The organism is Burkholderia sp. E168m22 (genome assembly GCF_001319805.1).
Classification (GTDB): Bacteria; Pseudomonadota; Gammaproteobacteria; order Burkholderiales; family Burkholderiaceae; genus Burkholderia; species Burkholderia orbicola.
On the sequence record NZ_BBSK01000019.1, the window covers coordinates 18,507 to 35,514 of the forward strand.

General features: G+C 64.6%; 23 protein-coding genes and 2 tRNA genes. 16 read left to right on the top strand and 9 right to left on the bottom strand.

Features of this window, described 5'->3' with window-relative positions; translation table 11 throughout:
- Window positions 1-60 precede the first annotated feature (60 nt).
- From AP428_RS04980 to AP428_RS04995, 4 genes are all read right to left on the bottom strand, one after another.
- Window positions 61-891 (bottom strand): arginyltransferase, encoded by an 831-nt coding sequence (locus tag AP428_RS04980; RefSeq protein ID WP_006476113.1) that lies wholly within the window; start codon window positions 889-891, stop codon window positions 61-63.
- A gap of 33 nt (window positions 892-924) precedes the next feature.
- Complete coding sequence (aat, locus tag AP428_RS04985; protein WP_006476112.1) at window positions 925-1,689, bottom strand: leucyl/phenylalanyl-tRNA--protein transferase; 765 nt, start codon at window positions 1,687-1,689, stop codon at window positions 925-927.
- Window positions 1,690-1,700: 11 nt separating this feature from the next.
- Window positions 1,701-2,246: an NUDIX hydrolase gene (locus tag AP428_RS04990; protein ID WP_006476111.1), complete on the bottom strand. Its 546-nt coding sequence runs from the start codon at window positions 2,244-2,246 to the stop codon at window positions 1,701-1,703.
- A 194-nt stretch (window positions 2,247-2,440) separates the two neighbouring features.
- A tRNA-Met gene (locus AP428_RS04995) sits at window positions 2,441-2,517 on the bottom strand.
- 197 nt (window positions 2,518-2,714) lie between these two features.
- Between AP428_RS04995 and AP428_RS05000 the strand changes: the two genes are divergently transcribed.
- The 3 genes from AP428_RS05000 to AP428_RS05010 are packed head-to-tail and all read left to right on the top strand — an operon-like array spanning window position 2,715 to window position 4,731.
- Complete coding sequence (locus AP428_RS05000; RefSeq protein ID WP_054927705.1) at window positions 2,715-3,212, top strand: heme-degrading domain-containing protein; 498 nt, start codon at window positions 2,715-2,717, stop codon at window positions 3,210-3,212.
- Window positions 3,213-3,221: 9 nt separating this feature from the next.
- Window positions 3,222-3,554, top strand: coding sequence for a multidrug efflux SMR transporter (locus tag AP428_RS05005; protein ID WP_372237126.1), 333 nt, complete (start codon window positions 3,222-3,224; stop codon window positions 3,552-3,554).
- Between the two features lie 31 nt (window positions 3,555-3,585).
- Window positions 3,586-4,731, top strand: a complete 1,146-nt coding sequence (locus AP428_RS05010) for an enoyl-CoA hydratase/isomerase family protein (RefSeq protein WP_054927809.1) — start codon at window positions 3,586-3,588, stop codon at window positions 4,729-4,731.
- Between the two features lie 134 nt (window positions 4,732-4,865).
- Here the strand turns inward: AP428_RS05010 and AP428_RS05015 are convergent, their stop codons facing one another.
- Window positions 4,866-5,294, bottom strand: coding sequence for a hypothetical protein (locus AP428_RS05015; RefSeq protein ID WP_006484223.1), 429 nt, complete (start codon window positions 5,292-5,294; stop codon window positions 4,866-4,868).
- A gap of 341 nt (window positions 5,295-5,635) precedes the next feature.
- Here AP428_RS05015 and ssuD point away from each other — a divergent pair, with 341 nt between their 5' ends.
- From ssuD to AP428_RS36595, 11 genes are all read left to right on the top strand, one after another.
- Window positions 5,636-6,793: an FMNH2-dependent alkanesulfonate monooxygenase gene (ssuD, locus tag AP428_RS05020; RefSeq protein ID WP_012328409.1), complete on the top strand. Its 1,158-nt coding sequence runs from the start codon at window positions 5,636-5,638 to the stop codon at window positions 6,791-6,793.
- A gap of 16 nt (window positions 6,794-6,809) precedes the next feature.
- Complete coding sequence (gene ssuC, locus AP428_RS05025) at window positions 6,810-7,622, top strand: aliphatic sulfonate ABC transporter permease SsuC (RefSeq protein ID WP_012328410.1); 813 nt, start codon at window positions 6,810-6,812, stop codon at window positions 7,620-7,622.
- On the top strand, window positions 7,619-8,578 hold the full coding sequence (locus AP428_RS05030) for an ATP-binding cassette domain-containing protein (RefSeq protein ID WP_054927706.1): 960 nt from the start codon (window positions 7,619-7,621) through the stop codon (window positions 8,576-8,578). The genes ssuC and AP428_RS05030 overlap by 4 nt, the downstream gene beginning before the upstream one ends.
- Window positions 8,579-8,635: 57 nt before the next feature.
- On the top strand, window positions 8,636-8,851 hold the full coding sequence (locus AP428_RS05035) for a molybdopterin-binding protein (RefSeq protein ID WP_006476104.1): 216 nt from the start codon (window positions 8,636-8,638) through the stop codon (window positions 8,849-8,851).
- A 143-nt stretch (window positions 8,852-8,994) separates the two neighbouring features.
- Window positions 8,995-9,192, top strand: coding sequence for a hypothetical protein (locus AP428_RS05040; protein WP_011545313.1), 198 nt, complete (start codon window positions 8,995-8,997; stop codon window positions 9,190-9,192).
- Window positions 9,193-9,245: 53 nt separating this feature from the next.
- The gene (locus tag AP428_RS05045) at window positions 9,246-9,491 is read left to right on the top strand and encodes a hypothetical protein (protein WP_054927707.1); all 246 of its coding nucleotides are present in this window, start codon (window positions 9,246-9,248) and stop codon (window positions 9,489-9,491) included.
- 128 nt (window positions 9,492-9,619) lie between these two features.
- Window positions 9,620-10,606: a tRNA dihydrouridine(20/20a) synthase DusA gene (gene dusA / locus AP428_RS05050; RefSeq protein WP_054927708.1), complete on the top strand. Its 987-nt coding sequence runs from the start codon at window positions 9,620-9,622 to the stop codon at window positions 10,604-10,606.
- 54 nt (window positions 10,607-10,660) lie between these two features.
- Window positions 10,661-10,736 (top strand) — tRNA-His (locus AP428_RS05055).
- A 355-nt stretch (window positions 10,737-11,091) separates the two neighbouring features.
- Complete coding sequence (locus tag AP428_RS05060; protein ID WP_054927709.1) at window positions 11,092-12,285, top strand: hypothetical protein; 1,194 nt, start codon at window positions 11,092-11,094, stop codon at window positions 12,283-12,285.
- Window positions 12,263-12,592, top strand: a complete 330-nt coding sequence (locus AP428_RS05065; protein WP_146123782.1) for a hypothetical protein — start codon at window positions 12,263-12,265, stop codon at window positions 12,590-12,592. The genes AP428_RS05060 and AP428_RS05065 overlap by 23 nt, the downstream gene beginning before the upstream one ends.
- Entirely contained in the window at window positions 12,576-13,361 is a 786-nt protein-coding gene (locus AP428_RS36595) for a hypothetical protein (RefSeq protein ID WP_156349299.1), read from the top strand. Before AP428_RS05065 ends, AP428_RS36595 begins: the two co-directional genes overlap by 17 nt.
- Before the next feature lie 27 nt (window positions 13,362-13,388).
- On the opposite strand, the gene AP428_RS05075 is transcribed toward AP428_RS36595, so the two are convergent.
- From AP428_RS05075 to AP428_RS05090, 4 genes are read right to left on the bottom strand one after another with little or no spacing between them, the layout of a single operon-like run.
- Window positions 13,389-14,510 carry a hypothetical protein gene (locus tag AP428_RS05075; RefSeq protein WP_054927712.1) on the bottom strand — a complete coding sequence of 374 codons (1,122 nt, stop codon included), beginning with the start codon at window positions 14,508-14,510 and terminating at the stop codon, window positions 13,389-13,391.
- 2 nt (window positions 14,511-14,512) lie between these two features.
- Window positions 14,513-14,752: a DUF4224 domain-containing protein gene (locus AP428_RS05080; protein WP_054927713.1), complete on the bottom strand. Its 240-nt coding sequence runs from the start codon at window positions 14,750-14,752 to the stop codon at window positions 14,513-14,515.
- Window positions 14,749-15,447, bottom strand: a complete 699-nt coding sequence (locus AP428_RS05085) for a hypothetical protein (protein ID WP_054927714.1) — start codon at window positions 15,445-15,447, stop codon at window positions 14,749-14,751. Before AP428_RS05085 ends, AP428_RS05080 begins: the two co-directional genes overlap by 4 nt.
- The gene (locus AP428_RS05090) at window positions 15,444-16,478 is read right to left on the bottom strand and encodes a phage Gp37/Gp68 family protein (protein ID WP_054927715.1); all 1,035 of its coding nucleotides are present in this window, start codon (window positions 16,476-16,478) and stop codon (window positions 15,444-15,446) included. The genes AP428_RS05085 and AP428_RS05090 overlap by 4 nt, the downstream gene beginning before the upstream one ends.
- 35 nt (window positions 16,479-16,513) lie before the next feature.
- Between AP428_RS05090 and AP428_RS05095 the strand changes: the two genes are divergently transcribed.
- Together AP428_RS05095 and AP428_RS37780 are read left to right on the top strand one after the other, a co-directional pair.
- Window positions 16,514-16,723, top strand: a complete 210-nt coding sequence (locus AP428_RS05095) for a hypothetical protein (protein WP_023474754.1) — start codon at window positions 16,514-16,516, stop codon at window positions 16,721-16,723.
- A gap of 48 nt (window positions 16,724-16,771) precedes the next feature.
- Window positions 16,772-17,005: a DUF6566 family protein gene (locus AP428_RS37780; protein WP_374105017.1), complete on the top strand. Its 234-nt coding sequence runs from the start codon at window positions 16,772-16,774 to the stop codon at window positions 17,003-17,005.
- The last annotated feature ends 3 nt before the right edge of the window (window positions 17,006-17,008 follow it).

The window sequence follows — 17,008 nt, forward strand, 5'->3', positions numbered from 1 at the left end:
TATTTTACCGGGAGTTGCGCTGCACGGGCGCGCTTTGCTTCGTAGCCGCCGCGGCGCGCGTCAGCCCGAGCCGGAATGCCCGCCCGGCAAGGGCGCGCGCGCCAGCGCCGCGTCGACGGGCGGCAGGTCGATCCGTTCCGGATCGAGCGTCTTCCAGCGGCCGTCGATCAGCCCTTCGAGCGGGTGGAAGTTCGCCTTGTAGGCCATCTTCGGGCTCTCGCGGATCCAGTAGCCGAGGTACACGTAGGGCAGCCCGAGGCTCTTCGCCTGCTCGATCTGCCACAGGATGTTGTAGGTGCCGTAGCTCGTGTGCCGGTCATCCGGCTCGAAGAACGTATAGACCGACGACAGCCCGTCGCCGAGGATGTCGATCATGCTGACCATCCGCAGCTTGCCGGGTTCGCCGCCCGGTGCGTCGAGGTCGCGGAATTCGACGAGGCGCGAGTTGATCCGGCTTTGCAGCAGGAATTGTTCGTACTGGTCGCGGCTGTCGCGATCCATGCCGCCGCCTGCGTGGCGCGCGGACTGGTAGCGCATGTAGAGCGCGTAGTGCTCTTCGTCGTAGTGCAGCGGCGAGACTGTCGCGACCAGCGCGCGGTGCCGCTTCCACATCCTGCGCTGCGTGCGCGTCGGCGCGAACTCGCCGACCGGCACGCGCACCGGCACGCAGGCGCGGCAGCCGTCGCAGTACGGGCGGTACGTGAAGACGCCCGAGCGGCGGAAGCCGGCCTTCACGAGCTCGGTGTAGATGTCGGAATTGATCAGGTGGCTCGGCGTCGCGACTTGCGAGCGCGCGATGCGGCCGTCCAGATAGCTGCACGGATAGGGCGCCGTTGCATAGAATTGCAGCGCCGAAAGCGGTGAAAGCGGCAGCTCAGTCGGGTGAGTCATGGGCAGCTCTCGATGCAGGGAAGGAGTGCCGCGCTAGCGCTCGGTCCCGGTGGGCGCCGCCGTTTCGGCGGGGCTCGTCAGCGCGGCGAGCACGCGCTTGTCGAACTGCCACGGAATCGGCGGTTCGGCTACCGCGCTGCGCACGTGAGCGACAAAGGCCTTGCGTGCGATCTCGCGGCCGCCGAGCGACGCTAGATGCGACGTATTCTGCTGGCAGTCTATCATCTCCAGCCCCTGCTCGCGAAGGTGCGCGATGAGCGCGGCCAGCGCGATTTTCGACGCATCGGTCACGTCCGCATACATCGACTCGCCGAAAAACATCCGGCCGAACGACACGCCGTACAGGCCGCCGACACGGCGTCCGTCGTGCCACGTCTCGATGCTGTGCGCGTTGCCGGAGCGGTAGAGCGACGTATAGGCGTCGATGATCTCGGCGGTGATCCACGTGCCGCGCTGCCCGCGGCGCGGCGCCTGGGCGCATGCCCGCATCACGCCGGCAAAATCGTGATCGACGCGCACTTCCCATTCCGGCGCGCGTAGCACGCGCTTCAGCGTCTTGCGCAGCGACGGCGATACCTTGAATTCGGCCGGCACGAGGATCATGCGCGGGTCGGGGCTCCACCACAGCACCGGCTGGCCGTCCGAGTACCACGGGAAGATGCCGCGCAGGTAGGCGTCGATGAGCCGCGACGGCAGCAGGTCGGCGCTCGCGGCGAGCAGCCCGGGCGCCCCGGTCGCGGGACCGAGCGCGCGTTCGATGGACGGAAACGGATCGTCCGGGCCGAGCCAGGGAACCATGGGTGCGGGGCTCAGCCGTTGCGCAGCGAGCGGAAGATGTCGCCGGTGTGCACGCCGTAGTCGCCGGCGGCGCGATCCGCGAAGAAGAAGCGCAGGGTCTGGCTGACGGTCGGGAACGCGATCTCGTCCCACGGGATGTCGGCTTCGTCGAACAGTTTCACTTCGAGGCTTTCCTCGCCGGCTTCGAAACCCGGATCGGTGAGCCGCGCAAGATAGAACAGGTGGACCTGGTGCACGTGCGGCACGTTGAGCAGCGTGAACAGGTTCTGCACCTCGACGCGCGCGCCGGCTTCCTCGAGCGTTTCGCGCGCGGCGGCTTCCGCGGTCGTCTCGCCCATTTCCATGAAGCCCGCCGGCAGCGTCCAGAATCCGTAGCGCGGTTCGATCGCGCGGCGGCACAGCAGGATCTGGTCGCCCCAGACCGGCACCGTGCCGACGACGTTGCGCGGATTCTGATAGTGGATCGTGCCGCAGTGATCGCAGACGAAGCGCTCGCGGTTGTCACCCGGAGGAATGCGCGCGAGGACTTCGTGACCGCAGACGGAGCAGAATTTCATGTCGAATGGAAGGGACGAGGTGATGCGAGTGTATCACCGGGCCGCGGCATTCTCGAACGCCTGCGCATGGGGCGGCGTGTCGTGCGAAACGGTGGGTGCGCGGGTGGCGCGCGAGCGAAGAGGGCGCGGCGCCCGGACGCGTAAAAACAAAAAGCCCGGCGCGAAGCCGGGCTTTTTGCGAAATTCTGGACGGTTGGTTGCGGGGGTAGGATTTGAACCTACGACCTTCGGGTTATGAGCCCGACGAGCTGCCAGACTGCTCCACCCCGCGTCCGTCGAAGAAATGAATTATATGGGCTAACCCGAATGCGTGCAAGTGTTTTCTGACAATCGCATGACGAGCGCGGGTGGGGCCGGTACGGGAAGGCACGTGCGCTAGAATCGAGCGGTTTGTGTCGTCATCCCGGCAGCGGCCCTGCGCGCTCGCATCGGCGCCGTTGCGACTCTCATTACTGCATCGACGGATTCATGGACATCGCTCACGATCTGCAATCGATCGGCGCGCAGGAACAGGCGCTCGTGTTTCCCCATTTCGACCCGACCCGCGCGTGGGCGCTCGGCAACCGGATGCATGCGCTCGCGACGTCGCGAGGCCATGCGATCGCGATCGACATCGTCACGTTCGGCCAGCCGCTGTTCTATGCGGCGCTCGCTGGAGCCACGCCCGACAATGCCGACTGGGTGCGCCGCAAGCGCAACGTCGTCGCGCATTTTCGCCGCAGTTCGTATGCGATCGGCCTGCGCATGCAGCAGGCTGGCGCGACGCTCGCGGACAAGCACGGGATGCCGGTCGCCGAGTATGCGTCGCACGGCGGCTCGTTTCCGCTGACCGTGGCCGGTGCCGGCGTGATCGGCTCGATCACCGCGTCCGGGTTGCCGCAGCGTGCGGACCACGAGTTCGTCGTCGAGGCGCTGTGTGAGGAGCTCGGTCACGACTACGCGGTACTGGCCCTCGCAAGGAGCTGAGCGATGCAATTGCCCGGTTACGCATGGCTCGCGATCGCGATCGTCGCGGAAGTGATCGGCACGTCCGCGCTGCGCGCGGCGGACGGCTTCACGCGCTTGGGGCCGTCCGTGCTCGTCGTCGCCGGTTACGGCGTCGCGTTCTACTGCCTGTCGCTCACGTTGCGCACGATGCCCGTCGGCATCATCTATGCAGTCTGGTCGGGTGCCGGCATCGTGCTGATCACGCTCGTCGCGATGCTGCTCTATCGCCAGGTGCCGGACGTGCCGGCGGTGATCGGCCTCGGGCTGATCATCGCGGGCGTCGTCGTGCTGAACCTGTTCTCGAAGATGCAGGCGCACTGAGCGTGCGACCGCCGTTTGCCGGATGACCTTCATGACCGATTCCCTTTCCGCCGCCGAATCCACCCAGCCCGACGTGCGCGCGTATGTCGCGAACCGCATCGGCTTTCTCGAACTGAACCGGCCGAAGGCGCTGAATGCGCTGTCGGTCGGCATGATCCGGCTGATGCAGCAGGCGCTCGACGCGTGGCGCGAGGATCCCGACGTCGTCGCGGTCGTGGTGCACAGCCCGCACCCGCGCGCATTCTGCGCGGGCGGCGACGTGCGCTTCTTCCACGACGCGTGGCAGCGCGGCGACCGCGATGCAGTCGACACGTTCTTCATCGAGGAGTACACGCTGAACCATGCGATCTTCACGTATCCGAAGCCGTACATCGCGCTGATGCACGGCGTCGTGATGGGCGGCGGCATGGGGATTTCGCAGGCGGCGCGGCATACGGGCGGCCTGCGCGTCGTGACCGACTCGACGAAGATGGCGATGCCCGAAACGCGCATCGGCCTGTTTCCGGACGTCGGGATGAGCTGGTTTCTCGCGCGCACGCCCGGCGCGATCGGCCGCTATCTCGCGGTGACCGGCGCGACGCTCGACGCGGCCGGCGCGCTGTACGCGCAACTCGCCGACGTCTATCTGCCCGATGCCGCGCTGCCGGCGCTGCTCGACACGCTGCGCGGCACGCGCATCGACAGCGGTGCGCAGGCCGTCGCGTGCGTGACCGACGCGGCCGCCGCGCACAAGGTCGTGCCGACGCCGGACACGTCGGCGCTCGCCGACGCGCGCACCGGGATCGACCGGCATTTCGCGCAGCCCGACCTCAACGCGATCCTCGCGTCGCTCGACGCCGAGCCGGATTGCGCGGCGGTCGACGGGTGGGTCGAGAAGGCGACCCACGCGATGCGCGAGCAGCTGTCGCCGCTGTCGATGGCCGTGTCGCTCGAAGTCGTCGAACGCGCGCGCGGCGCGACGATGGCCGATTGCCTGCGGCGCGATCTCGATCTCACGCGCTCGACCTTCGCACGCGGCGACGTGATCGAAGGCGTGCGCGCGCTGATCGTCGACAAGGATCACCAGCCGGTGTGGCGCTTTAAGTCGGCCGCCGACGTCGGGCGCGCCGACGTGCTCGCGATGTTCGACAGCCCGTGGACGCCCGACACGCATCCGCTGCGCCAGTTGAAGGACTGACGTCGATCAGGCTGATTCGCGCGGAAGGATCGATGCGCGGCGAAGAAACGAAAAGGCCGCGTGTACGATGCACGCGGCCTTTTTCATGGACGTCGGCCGGTCCGGGCCCGAAGGGCGCGTCGCCCGCGCCGGCGTTACTCGTCGCCCGCGTCGTCCGACATGAAGGCGCGCATGAACACGAGCGCGCCGAAGCCCCATACCGCGTTCGCCGCGAAGCCGGCCGCGAGCACGGGCATCATGTTGCCCGACGGCCAGATGCCGCGCAGCGGATCGATCGCGAACACGCGGGCGGCCGTCAGCACGATACCGCCGAACACGAGCGCGCCGATCCACGATGCTTCGCGTTCCGGCGACACGCGCAACAACCACGCCATCGGAATTGCGCAGCACGCGCTGATCAGCGCATTCGCGACAAATTCAGGAATGCCGAGCGGCGCGAACGGTTGTGTCGAGAAGCCGGTTGCGGCGATCAGGTCGGCCGTGTGGAGGAGGGCGAGCGTGGCCTCGCGGAAGAACAGTGCGGCCAGGAAGCCGGACAGGAAGGGCAGGATGACTTTCTGCATCGATGAGTGCACCGCAGGCGCGCACGGCCGAAGCCGTATGCGCGGAGTTATTCGGATAGGTGCGCCATTATAGGGCCCGGCCGCGGCGATATTCGCTCCAGCGTCGTGCTAATCACGAAAGCGGAAAACCTAAGCTCAAAAAAATCGTTCCAAAGCCCTGTACCGATCCCTAGACTGATTCCTCAGAAACAGCCGTGCGATCGCGTCCTCGTCCGCTGCACGGCCTGACCGGCGAGCCATCCCGATTCGAATGCATACCATGCATGCGCCGCTCCTCCGCGACGCGAGCAGGGCGACGTTTTTTTCAAATTTCGGCAGTGACAGTCAAGCAGGAGCAGCAGATGAATGTGTTCTGGTTTATCCCCACGCATGGCGACAGCCGCTATCTCGGCACGGCCGAAGGCGCGCGCGCCGCGGACTACGATTACTTCAAGCAGGTCGCCGTGGCGGCGGATACGCTCGGCTACGACGGCGTGCTGCTGCCGACCGGCCGTTCCTGCGAGGATGCGTGGGTCGTCGCATCGAGCCTCATTCCGGCGACGCAGCGCCTGAAATTCCTGGTCGCCGTGCGTCCCGGCATCGCTTCGCCGGGGCTCGCCGCGCGGATGGCCGCGACCTTCGACCGTCTGTCGGGCGGCCGCCTGCTGATCAACGTCGTCACGGGTGGCGATGCGGCCGAGCTCGAGGGTGACGGCCTCTTCGCCGATCACGACACGCGCTACGAGATCACCGACGATTTCCTGAACATCTGGCGCGGGCTGCTCGCCGCATCGCACGACAACGAAGGGTTCGACTACATCGGCAAGCACCTGCAGTCGAAAGGCGGCAAGGCGCTTTATCCGCCCGTCCAGCATCCGCATCCGCCGCTGTGGTTCGGCGGCTCGTCGCCGGCCGCTCACGCGATCGCCGCCGATCACATCGATACCTATCTGACCTGGGGCGAGCCGCCCGAGGCCGTCGCGAAGAAGATCGCCGACATCCGCGCCCGTGCCGACGCGCGCGGCCGCAAGATCAAGTTCGGCATCCGCCTGCACGTGATCGTGCGCGAGACCGAGGACGAGGCATGGCGTGACGCCGATCGGCTGATCAGCCGGCTCGACGACGACACGATCGCGCGGGCGCAGAAGGCGTTCGCGAACATGGATTCGGAAGGCCAGCGCCGGATGGCCGCGCTGCACGGCGGCAAGCGTGGCGGCCGCGAGGCGCTCGAGGTGTATCCGAACCTGTGGGCCGGCGTGGGGCTCGTGCGCGGCGGCGCCGGCACGGCGCTCGTCGGCAATCCCGAGCAGGTCGCGGAACGGATGCGCGAATACGCGGATCTCGGCATCGAGACGTTCATCCTGTCCGGCTATCCGCACCTCGAGGAGTCGTATCGCTTCGCGGAACTCGTGTTCCCGCTGATCAAGGGCGAGGGCGTCAAGAAGGCGGCTGGTCCGCTGTCGGGGCCGTTCGGCGAGATCGTCGGCAACAACTATCTGCCGAAGACGAGCCAGAGCTGAGCGACGGAGGCTTGCGATGACAACGAAAACGTCGACGACGGGCGCTGCCGTGGCCGCCCGCGCGTGGCGCGGCGTCGCGCCGTGGCTCGTGCCGCTCGCGTTGCTGGTGGTGTGGGAAGTCGGTGCGCGCACCGGCTGGCTGTCGACCCGCGTGCTGCCCGAGCCGGTGGCCGTCGTGCGCGCCGCCTGGTCGCTCGTGACGTCGGGCGAAATGTGGGCGAACGTGAAAGTGAGCACGTGGCGCGCGCTGTTCGGCTTCGCGATCGGCGGTGGCGTCGGCCTTGCGCTGGGGCTTGCGACCGGGCTGTCGAAGGCCGCCGAGGTCGCGCTCGACTCGACGATCCAGATGATCCGCAACATCCCGGCGCTCGCGATGATCCCGCTCGTGATCCTGTGGTTCGGCATCGACGAGAAGGCGAAGCTGTTCCTCGTCGCGCTTGGCGTGTTCTTTCCCGTCTACATCAATACGTATCACGGGATTCGCTCGGTCGACGCGAACCTGATCGAGATGGCGAAGAGCTACGGTGTGCGCGGCTTCGCGCTGTACCGCGACGTGATCCTGCCCGGCGCATTGCCGTCGATCCTCGTCGGCGTGCGTTTCGCGCTCGGCCTGATGTGGGTGATGCTGATCGTCGCGGAAACGATCTCCGCGCAGTCGGGCATCGGCTACATGACGATGAACGCGCGTGAATTCCTGCAAACCGACGTGGTGGTGGTCGGCATCCTGCTGTACGCGGTGCTCGGCAAGCTGGCCGATGTGCTGGCGAAATGGATCGAGCGCGTGACGCTGCGCTGGCACCCCGCCTATCAATCAGGAGCAAAGGCATGAATGCGACGACTTCGGCGGCCGCCTACGGCCCGCTCGCCGGCGCAGACCTCGAGGCCGAACTGGCGCAGGCCCGCGTCGCGGACAGCGATGCGCGTGACGCGGCGATCCTCGAACATGATGGCAGCGCATCGGTCGTACCGCTCGCGCGGCGGCGAGCGGGCGGTACGGCACCCGACGACGCGGTCACGCTGTCGGGCGTCAGCAAGCGCTTCGGCGCGCGCACGGTGCTCGACAACGTCGAGCTCGGCATCGCGCGCGGCAGCTTCGTCGCGATCGTCGGCCGCAGCGGCTGCGGGAAATCGACGCTGCTGCGTCTCGTCGCGGGGCTGGAGCAGCCGAGCAGCGGCGCGCTCGTGACGCGCGGCGAGGGCGGCGGCGTGCTCGATACACGGATCATGTACCAGGATGCGCGCCTGCTGCCGTGGAAGACCGTGCTGCAGAACGTGATGCTGGGTCTCGGCCGCGGTGCGCGCGACCAGGCCCGCGCGGTGCTGGACGAAGTCGGGCTGCTGGAACGCGCGAACGACTGGCCCGCGCAACTGTCGGGCGGCCAGCGGCAGCGCGTCGCACTGGCCCGCGCGCTCGTGCACCGGCCGCAACTGCTGCTGCTCGACGAGCCGCTTGGCGCGCTGGATGCGCTTACCCGCATCGAGATGCATGCGCTGATCGAGCGCCTGTGGCGCGAGCATCGGTTCACTGCGCTGCTCGTCACGCACGACGTGCAGGAGGCCGTCGCGCTCGGCGACCGCATCCTGTTGATCGAGCAGGGGCGCGTGGCGCTCGACCAGGCGGTGCCGCTCGACCGGCCGCGTGCCCGCGCGTCGGCCGCCTTCGCGGCGCTGGAGGATCGCGTGCTGAAACGCGTGCTCGCCGGCGGCCCCGGCGCGGCCGATCACGACGCCAAGCATGAAGCAGACAAGGTTCGACCGGTCGGGCGGATCCGCTGGGCCGTTTAATTCCGGGCGGCTCCGGCCGCCCGTTCTGAGACTTTTTTCTTCGGAGCGATCATCCCGATGAGCATCACTGCAATCAACGTACGAAACCAGTTCAAGGGCAAGGTCAAGGAGATCATTCGCGGGTCCGTGGTCTCCGAAGTCGACGTCGAGACGCCGTTCGGCATCGTCACGTCGGTGATCACCACCCGTTCGGTGGACGAACTCGAACTGAAGGTCGGCGCCGAAGTCGTCGCGCTCGTGAAGTCCACGGAAGTCTCGATCGCGCGTCTCTGAGCGCGCGGGTCGCGCCCCCATGCGGCGTCGGCGGGCAGTGTGCCCGGCGGCGCCGCATTGCATTCGCGCAGCGCGTTTGCCTCGGTATTCGACTTCCGGACGAAGTGCTAGGATGGAACGACACCGATGCCGGAGGCCAACGCATGACCCCCATCCTTTCCCCCGAAGCCATCGAGGCGCTGAAATGGATCGACCAGTTCGGCGATAGCCGGCCGGTTCCCGCCGCATTCGACGACGTCGTCTACGCGTTGCTGAATGACGGGCTGATCTATCAGGCGGCGGCCGACCGGGTCGACCTGACGGCCGATGGCCGGTCATTTTTGTCCGACGAATACGATTGAGCGCGCGGCGCCGGCCGCGTAGGCGGCCTGGCCGCGTCGCCACGGAGCGTGCGATGGAACCGAGAGGCAGCGACCTCGGCGATTTCAGCGAGCCGTACCGCGGTTTCGAGATCGAGGTGAAGACCGAGCAGGTCTGGGACGGCGAGCATGCGCACTATCGCGTGCTGCAGGGCGATGCCGTGCGGATCGACTGGCGGCTGGTCAAGATCGACGGGATGCTGCTCACCGAACGGCGCGTGATCGAGCGCGTGTTCGACGAGGCGCGCCGGGCGGTCGATGCGGAACTGGGCGATCGATAGCGCGCGGGTCGGGCGGGAAGGGCCGGTATTACGGTAAAATACCCGGTTGTTCCCGTGCCGCCTGGCCTGTACCCGAATCCATGTCCGTTTCGTCCTCGCTTCCTCCCCGCCGTGTATCCGTCGCGCCAATGCTCGACTGGACGGACCGCCATTGCCGTTCGTTCCACCGCACGCTGACGCGCAATACGTGGCTGTATACGGAGATGATCACGACGGGTGCGCTGCTGTTCGGCGATGCCCAGCGGCATCTCGCGTTCACGCCAAGCGAATCGCCAGTCGCGCTGCAACTGGGCGGCAGCGAGCGGGACGACCTCGCGCGCGCGGCGAAACTCGGCGAGCAGTGGGGCTACGACGAAATCAACCTGAATTGCGGGTGTCCGTCCGAGCGCGTGCAGCGCGGCGCGTTCGGTGCGTGTCTGATGAACGAGCCGCAGCTCGTCGCCGACTGTGTGCGGGCGATGCGCGATGCGGTGTCGGTGCCGGTGACGGTCAAGCATCGGATCGGTGTCGATGCGGTCGAGGATTACGCGTTCGTGCGCGACTTCGTCGGCACGGTGGCCGAGGCGGGTTGCGAAACGTTCGTCGTGCATGCCCGCAACGCGATCCTGAAGGGGCTGTCGCCGAAGGAGAATCGCGAGATCCCGCCGCTCAAGTACGACTATGCGTATCGGTTGAAGCACGATTTTCCGTCGCTGGAGATCGTGATCAACGGCGGTATCACGACGCTCGACGAAGTCGCGCAGCATCTCGAGCACGTCGACGGCGTGATGCTCGGGCGCGAGGCGTATCACAACCCGTACGTGTTGGCGGAGGTCGATGCGCGCTTCTACGGGTCGACCGCAGCGGTGCCGACGCGCGAAGAGGCCGAAGCGCAACTGATCGAATACTGCGCGGCTGAACTGAAGCGCGGAACCTACCTCGGCGCGATCGTGCGGCATGCACTCGGGCTGTATCGCGGGATGCCGGGCGCACGTGGCTGGCGTCGCGTGCTGTCCGACAACAAGAAGCTCGCACGCGGCGATCTGGCCGTGTTCGACGAGGCTCGCGCGTATCTGAACGAGGCCGAAGAATTTTTTGAAAAAAAGGCTTTGCAAGATTCAAAAGTGTTCGTATAATCTTGTTCTTCGCTGCTGAAACAAAACAGCGAAACGAAGCAAGCAGTATCAGTGGTGGCTGTAGCTCAGTTGGTAGAGTCCAGGATTGTGATTCCTGTCGTCGTGGGTTCGAGTCCCATCAGCCACCCCAACAAATTCAAGCACTTGCAGCAGAAACAAGCTGACGTGTTACAAGTTTTGGAAGATGAAATTCCAAAACTTGGAAGATGAGTGAAAATAAAGCCCGCCTTGTAGCGGGCTTTATTGCATTCTGGATCGGCAAACGCTAAGGCAGTTGTTCTCAGAGTCAGTGAGACAAAGCAAAACCAAAAAAAGAGATCGGGGGAAGTGTGGCGCTTACCTTAGAAGTTGATCAACTGCTGTCAGAAAAGCGTCTACGAAAGGCGGAGCGCAGGCGCTGGCGCGAAACGAAGCGCCAAAGAAAGGTGGTCGAGGCCAGACGGCTCCGTGCCTTGCGGTTCGGCGACAGCAGCCGAATCATTAGGATGATGGCAGACGCGTTTAAGCCGACTGTGAAGTATGATCGGCGCCGCACGGCTCTTGAAATTCCTGAGGTCTTTTCAATCTTGGACGATCCTGAGTCAGCGCTTAAGCTGATTTTGGGATTCGCCAAGGTGACCCGGTTGTACCGGGTGCGTCGGCTTCAGTTCGATCAGAGCCGCTTGAAAATCTACGACCTAGCCGCCAACTCACTGCTGGATATGATCGCAAGCGAAATGAAGCTTGAGGCCAGGCAGAGCGGCGCGATGCTTCGCTTTTCCGGACGCTATCCTAATGACGTGTCAGTCAAGCGATTCATCAAATCGCTTGGCATCGTGAAGCACTTGGACGTCCGTCATGAAATTGCTGACGAACACGAGCAAGAGGGTATCCGCGTCTTTGAGAGGCGAAAGCGGCACTACGATATGCCGTCTGATGTAGCTGAGGCCGACGTTAAGTCACGTGCGGCATCCGGATTCGTCGATCATATCAACAGTTGCTTGCAGGACAACAATCGCCAGCTTACGCGGGTGGCTCGGCAGGTGCTTGGGGCATATATCGGAGAGATCCTCGGCAATGCCGAGGATCATGCAGGGTTCGTCGATTGGACGATTGTCGGGTATCTAGACAACAAGCTCCCACGTCCGACCTGTGAGATCGCGATCTTCAATTTTGGCTCGTCGATTGCTGATACGATGAATGCGTTGGATCGGCAGAGCTATACGTGGCGCCAGATTCAGCCGTTCTTGTGGCTGCACCAGGGGCCGAAGTTGTTCGACCGCAAGTGGCGGGCCCGAGACTTGCTTACTGTGATTGCAATGCAAGCAAATGTAAGCAGCAAGAATCGCGACGAGTTCGACACCCGCGGGCAAGGTACCGTGGAATTGATCGAGTTTTTTCAGAAAATGTGCGAGGAATGCGCGTCGGATGGCGGAAATGGGGCCCGAATGTGTATCCTGTCGGGCAGCACATACCTACTGTTCGACGGGAAGTATCGACTCAAAGAGTCGCCCGGTCGTGGTAAAGTGATCGCGTTCAACGCTGAAAATACGTTGCATAAGCGTCCCGACCCAGCGTACGTAAGGTCGCTCGGGTCGCTCGCCTTTCCAGGCACCGTCATAAGCATTCGCTTTCCCCTTAGTGCTGGAAGTACCGTCGCTTTGGGAGGGAAGTCAAATGAGCAAGCCAATGGTGATTGACTTCGGAGCATTACAAGGGCCGGTGTTCACCGGCAGACCGCGCGGGGAACAGCTTCGCAGGGAGCTGCACGTCGACGACATGGATCGAGCTGACGCCGTCGTCGAGGTAAACATCCCGGAATCTACGTATTCCATCAGCAGTTCGTTCATTCTCGGGCTGTTCGGGAGGAGCGTGGTTCGCTTGGGCAGCCGCGAGGCTTTCTACGACAAGTACCACTTCAACGCTTCGACGTTGTTCCGCGACGTCGTCGACGCGTGCGTTGCACGAGCACTTCAGAAAAAGAGCCTCTTTGACGAAGCGAACTGAACACCTGAGGATGCCGCGGGTTGCGTTTGTTGCCGCCTGTGTCATCTGTATCACGCAGGCACCGACAGTTCTTGCAGCGAGCCATCATCACACGGGATCACATCGGGCGCGCACCAGTGCGACTCAAGCGGGGGTAGCCAGCGAAGCATCGGCTGCCGTCAGCGATCCAGTTGCCAGCCGCATTGCTGACTCGCTTCAAACGATTGCTTCTGCCGAGAAGGCGGCGAGCGATGCGCGTGCGAATTCCGGGTTGTCGATCGACAAGTGGTATCCCATGCTTGTCTCTACGCTCGCCTTTTTGCTATCCGGCGGCCTGGGGGTCTATACCTTCCGAAAGGATGCAAAGGTTCGGCGTCAGTCCATTACCGACGACTACTGGCTGCGCAAGGTAGTGAGTCCGATCGCGATCGAGCCAGTGGTGAAATTTCTACTGGAGAGCGTCGCAGGGTTGCCGCCGGATTGTTGCGCGTCCAACTATTCAGTGTTGGACATCGATACTTACCTGCAGAAGTATCAGAAGGATCACGCATTACATTCGACGAATCTGTTCGCTCTCGGTCTGCTGAAAACAGAACTCTACGATGACGTAAGCGCGCATTTCGATGACGTTGAGGACGCAATCATTACGTACTGTGCGGCCAACCGGAACGCCCAGATGAACGCCGCTGGCGGTCCAGTTGAGGCACACGCGAAAGCGGCAGAAACCATCCAGCGGAAGCTCAACGAAATGCTTCAGTTGGTGCGCAATTATCAAGCAGGTGTGAAGTAATATTGGCACGGGCAGCCGGCTCCATGGCTATCGCGTAGCACGTACCTTCCTCTGCCGGCGCCGATCGTAAGTCTTTCGAACCATGCGTTCATCGGCATGACCCGTCGCGTCGATAATCCGATCGTCCCCTTCCTCCTGGCGATCGGTCACGGCGGCCGGCCGCATGTCCCTCAGCGCGAACCGCTCGAACGGCACGCCGCGCGCCTTCGCTTCCTTCTCGCAATAGCCCATCAGCCGCGACCAGTTCGTGTTCCATCCGCTGCGCGTGTACACCTGGCCGGCGGTATTTCCGAACACGTGCACGCTCGACGTGCGCTGGAGCGCGAGCGCCTCCTCGATTACGGCCTTCAGTTCGGGCGACCACAGCACGAGCTTCACACGCTGCTGCTCGCCGGCCTTCCGTTTCCCGATCGGCACCTCGACGCCTTCTGGTTTGATGCTCTGGCGGTGTAGTTCCCGCATCTCGGTCGGCCGGCTGACGGTCAGATACGCGGCCTGAACGCACAGCGCGAGAATCAGGTATGCCGAGCTGGGATGCTGGTCGCCGACGCTTCGCCGTGACCGCGCGACCTCGACCGCGAGATCGATTTCATCCTGCGTCACATACCGCTGGCGCGGCCGCGTCGGGTTGTACTCGATGCCGCGGCATGGGTTCGTTTCGAGCTCGCCGCGGCGCCGGCCATACTCGAGCACCGCGGACAGCAGGGCGATTTCCTTGTTCGCCTTCGCTGGAGCGCCGAGCTGCGCCCGCTTGTCGAGGTAGCCGTAGACGTGCTTCGGCTTGATGGCCGCCGGCGCCATCTTCCCGAAGACCTTGACCAGGCGCTTCGACTCGACGCGGTTCTCGTCGAGCGTGGACTGGGCCTTGCGCCGCTCGTCGGTGTGCGGCAGGCCGTCCTGCCACTCGAAGTACCGCGCGACGAGTGCCTCGACCGTTCCCGGCTCGATCGCGTTCCCGTTCAGCGCCTCCGCGCGCTCGATCGCCTGCTTGCGGATCTCGGCGAGAGCTTCCTTGTTGTGGGCCGGGGCCGACAGGCGGAATGCCCATCTGCCATTTGGCAGCTTGTAGCCGAAGCTGACCTTGTGTTTCCCGTAATGGGCGTAGAGCCGGAAGGGCAACCCATCCGGCCGTTTGCGTCGTCCGATCATGATCACAGCGCGGCGAAGTTGGGTTCTTCCGATGCGGCGGCGCGGTGCCGGCGCGCGGGCGTTGCGGGTGCGGTGCCGTTCATGCGCGCGTCGTAGTACTCGCGCGCGACGAGCGGCACGCCGGCGATGTTGACGGCGAACGGCCAGTGATTGCGCTCGAGCCAGCGCTTCATGCAGGCATGGCTGCGCGGCTTGCAGCCGACCAGCTCAGCAAGCTCCAGCATGGTGAGATAGAGGCTCATGATTTGATCCTTCGAAATGCCACGACCCATACCCATGGGTTCGTGTCCCAGCCGTGCCCGCGCGCGGCATTCAGGCTGTCCCACAGGTCGTGGAATGCGCGGATGCTCGGCGGCCGGAACGCGCCGGCACTGTAGCCGCGCATGTGGTGGTCGGCGATCGTCACGCCTTCGTCGCGCGCGTCCGATTCGCTGATGCTCTGGAGGCGCTCGGCGCGCACGCCGGTGATCTCGAGCGTGATGCGCGACGCCCAGCGCGGCATGTGGATGGACGGCGTCCAGCCGCGCGATTCCTTGGCGTCGAGCGCCTGGAACGTGTTGAGGTCGATGTCGACTTCGGCGCGGCCGTCGTCGGCCTGGTACGCGATTCCGGCATAGCGGCGTGTCGGTCGGCTGCCTTCGAACGTCTCGGTGCCGATGCGGCGCACCTCATGCGTTTCGCGCACCCACAGACGGTCACCGACGTCGCCATGCGGGCAGACGTAACATTCACCGGTGCGTGTGTGCCAGATCGCGGCCAGCTCCGGCGCGGGCGTTCCGCCGGCATATTTCACCGAGCCGCCGCCGGCGGTCGTCGGTTCCCACACACCGAGCGGGTTATGGTGCGGCAGTTTGATGATGCGGCGGGTTTGCGTCTTCCGGCCTTCGAGTATTGCGCGCACCATCGGGCCGCTGAACAGGATAGGGCGTTCTTTCATCGTGCCTCCGGGAATTCGTCGTGCGTGCGGCCGTCGAGCAGCCGGCCGGCGGCGCGCTTGCCGACACGCAGCATCGTGCGGCCGCCATCGCGCGTCTGGTCGTTCTCGAAGCAATGAACAGTGCCGGTCTTCGAGACGATGAATGCCGGCACGCGCTGCGCGCGACCCATCGTCGTGTTGTAGCGTTCGCCGGCGGCCGGCTCGCGCCATTCGCCCCATTGCTTGAACAGGAACGGCACGCCGTAGGCCGCGCACTGGTCGCGCAGCGAAAGGGCCCAGTCGGGATGCATCGGCCTCGCGTTGGGGCCGCTTTCACCGCCGGCGATGACCCAGTCCACTCCCTCGCGGATAGGTGCCCTCTCGTGCTCCTGCAGCTCTGCGTCGTCGGCGATCCCCCATATGCCCCGGCCCTCACAAACCTCACACTTCCCGTCAGACTCCAGCGGACCAGGGTGGCGCTCGCAATGCGGCGTCAACCAACTTCGGATGGTGACCGGCCCGAGCAGCGGCTCCATCGAGAGGAAGCGCACGTGCGCCGGTACCGCGAGCAGCTTCGGGATGTCGCGATCGGCCTCGGCCTGGTTGACGATCGTTGCGCCAAGCCAGACGTTATCTGGCAGCCAGCCGGAAATGATCGACACCATCGCCGGCACATTGCCGATGCGCTTGGTCAGCAGCAACCAGTCCAGGTTCGGCGTGCAGCGAATCAAGGCGAACAGGTCTTCGCGCCAGCTCGGATCCACCGCGTTATCGAATACATCGGCGAGCGACGCGCAGAACACGCGCTGGCGCCGGCCGTGCGCGGCGAAGAACTCGGCATGCGCCGCTTCCCAGGCGAGCGGCTTCCGCCAGTTCGCGGGCGACGTGCGGCGCCGCGGCGCGCCGTGGCCCCAGTTTACGGCTGTGCCGCCCGCGAAACGCGCGTTGCGCGACTCGGCGTAGCAGTGGTCACAGCCAGGGCCGACCTTCGCACAGCCCTCCCACGGATTGAATGTCGAATCGGTCCATTCGATTCTGCTCTTCTCGCTCATGCTACGATTCCTTGGATTTTTCCAGCGAGCACCAGATGAAGACGGTTTTCCTGATGCGTGGGTACGAGATGAATTGCACGCCACGCCCGACCGACGACGGCAAGTTCGCCGCGCAGGTCGAAGTGACGAAGGTGGGATTCAGCCGCGAGGCGGCATTTCGGAAACTCGGCGAATTCGACACCGAGGCCGAAGCAGTCGCCTATGCGAAGCAGTTTTCCGAAGAGTGGCTGACGCGGTACGCTTAAGTGCCGTGAGCACTCGCGCAAAAATCAATCAGTTTCGTGGGGTTCAAGATGCGCAGAGGTATTGAGCACTTCATTGACGAGTTCGATGGCTATCAAATTGTCGTCGATTGCGAGCAGCCGGCGCCTGATAGCTCTTGGGTTCTGAGCGTGCAGATCTACAGAGACGGAGAACCGGTGCTTCCGCGGCGGGATGATTCAGACAATTCATACGCCACTGCGCAAGAGGCGAAGCTAGCAGGTGTTGAGCTTGGGCGAAACATCATCCGCAATATCAACCGATAGTAG

What these genes read in the sequence shown, in the direction of transcription:
- AP428_RS04980 (WP_006476113.1), bottom strand. Translation starts at nt 891, where the DNA reads ATGACTCACCCGACTGAGCTGCCGCTTTCACCGCTTTCGGCGCTGCAA.
- AP428_RS04990 (WP_006476111.1), bottom strand. Translation starts at nt 2,246, where the DNA reads ATGAAATTCTGCTCCGTCTGCGGTCACGAAGTCCTCGCGCGCATTCCT.
- AP428_RS05040 (WP_011545313.1), top strand. Translation starts at nt 8,995, where the DNA reads ATGACCCCCATCCTTTCCCCCGAAGCCATCGAGGCGCTGAAATGGATC.
- AP428_RS05075 (WP_054927712.1), bottom strand. Translation starts at nt 14,510, where the DNA reads ATGATCGGACGACGCAAACGGCCGGATGGGTTGCCCTTCCGGCTCTAC.
- AP428_RS05010 (WP_054927809.1), top strand. Translation starts at nt 3,586, where the DNA reads ATGACCGATTCCCTTTCCGCCGCCGAATCCACCCAGCCCGACGTGCGC.
- AP428_RS05030 (WP_054927706.1), top strand. Translation starts at nt 7,619, where the DNA reads ATGAATGCGACGACTTCGGCGGCCGCCTACGGCCCGCTCGCCGGCGCA.
- AP428_RS05015 (WP_006484223.1), bottom strand. Translation starts at nt 5,294, where the DNA reads ATGCAGAAAGTCATCCTGCCCTTCCTGTCCGGCTTCCTGGCCGCACTG.
- AP428_RS05080 (WP_054927713.1), bottom strand. Translation starts at nt 14,752, where the DNA reads ATGAGCCTCTATCTCACCATGCTGGAGCTTGCTGAGCTGGTCGGCTGC.
- dusA (WP_054927708.1), top strand. Translation starts at nt 9,620, where the DNA reads ATGCTCGACTGGACGGACCGCCATTGCCGTTCGTTCCACCGCACGCTG.
- AP428_RS05065 (WP_146123782.1), top strand. Translation starts at nt 12,263, where the DNA reads ATGAGCAAGCCAATGGTGATTGACTTCGGAGCATTACAAGGGCCGGTG.
- AP428_RS37780 (WP_374105017.1), top strand. Translation starts at nt 16,772, where the DNA reads ATGCGCAGAGGTATTGAGCACTTCATTGACGAGTTCGATGGCTATCAA.
- AP428_RS05060 (WP_054927709.1), top strand. Translation starts at nt 11,092, where the DNA reads ATGATGGCAGACGCGTTTAAGCCGACTGTGAAGTATGATCGGCGCCGC.
- AP428_RS05035 (WP_006476104.1), top strand. Translation starts at nt 8,636, where the DNA reads ATGAGCATCACTGCAATCAACGTACGAAACCAGTTCAAGGGCAAGGTC.
- AP428_RS05095 (WP_023474754.1), top strand. Translation starts at nt 16,514, where the DNA reads ATGAAGACGGTTTTCCTGATGCGTGGGTACGAGATGAATTGCACGCCA.
- AP428_RS05045 (WP_054927707.1), top strand. Translation starts at nt 9,246, where the DNA reads ATGGAACCGAGAGGCAGCGACCTCGGCGATTTCAGCGAGCCGTACCGC.
- AP428_RS05000 (WP_054927705.1), top strand. Translation starts at nt 2,715, where the DNA reads ATGGACATCGCTCACGATCTGCAATCGATCGGCGCGCAGGAACAGGCG.
- ssuD (WP_012328409.1), top strand. Translation starts at nt 5,636, where the DNA reads ATGAATGTGTTCTGGTTTATCCCCACGCATGGCGACAGCCGCTATCTC.
- ssuC (WP_012328410.1), top strand. Translation starts at nt 6,810, where the DNA reads ATGACAACGAAAACGTCGACGACGGGCGCTGCCGTGGCCGCCCGCGCG.
- AP428_RS05090 (WP_054927715.1), bottom strand. Translation starts at nt 16,478, where the DNA reads ATGAGCGAGAAGAGCAGAATCGAATGGACCGATTCGACATTCAATCCG.
- aat (WP_006476112.1), bottom strand. Translation starts at nt 1,689, where the DNA reads ATGGTTCCCTGGCTCGGCCCGGACGATCCGTTTCCGTCCATCGAACGC.
- AP428_RS05085 (WP_054927714.1), bottom strand. Translation starts at nt 15,447, where the DNA reads ATGAAAGAACGCCCTATCCTGTTCAGCGGCCCGATGGTGCGCGCAATA.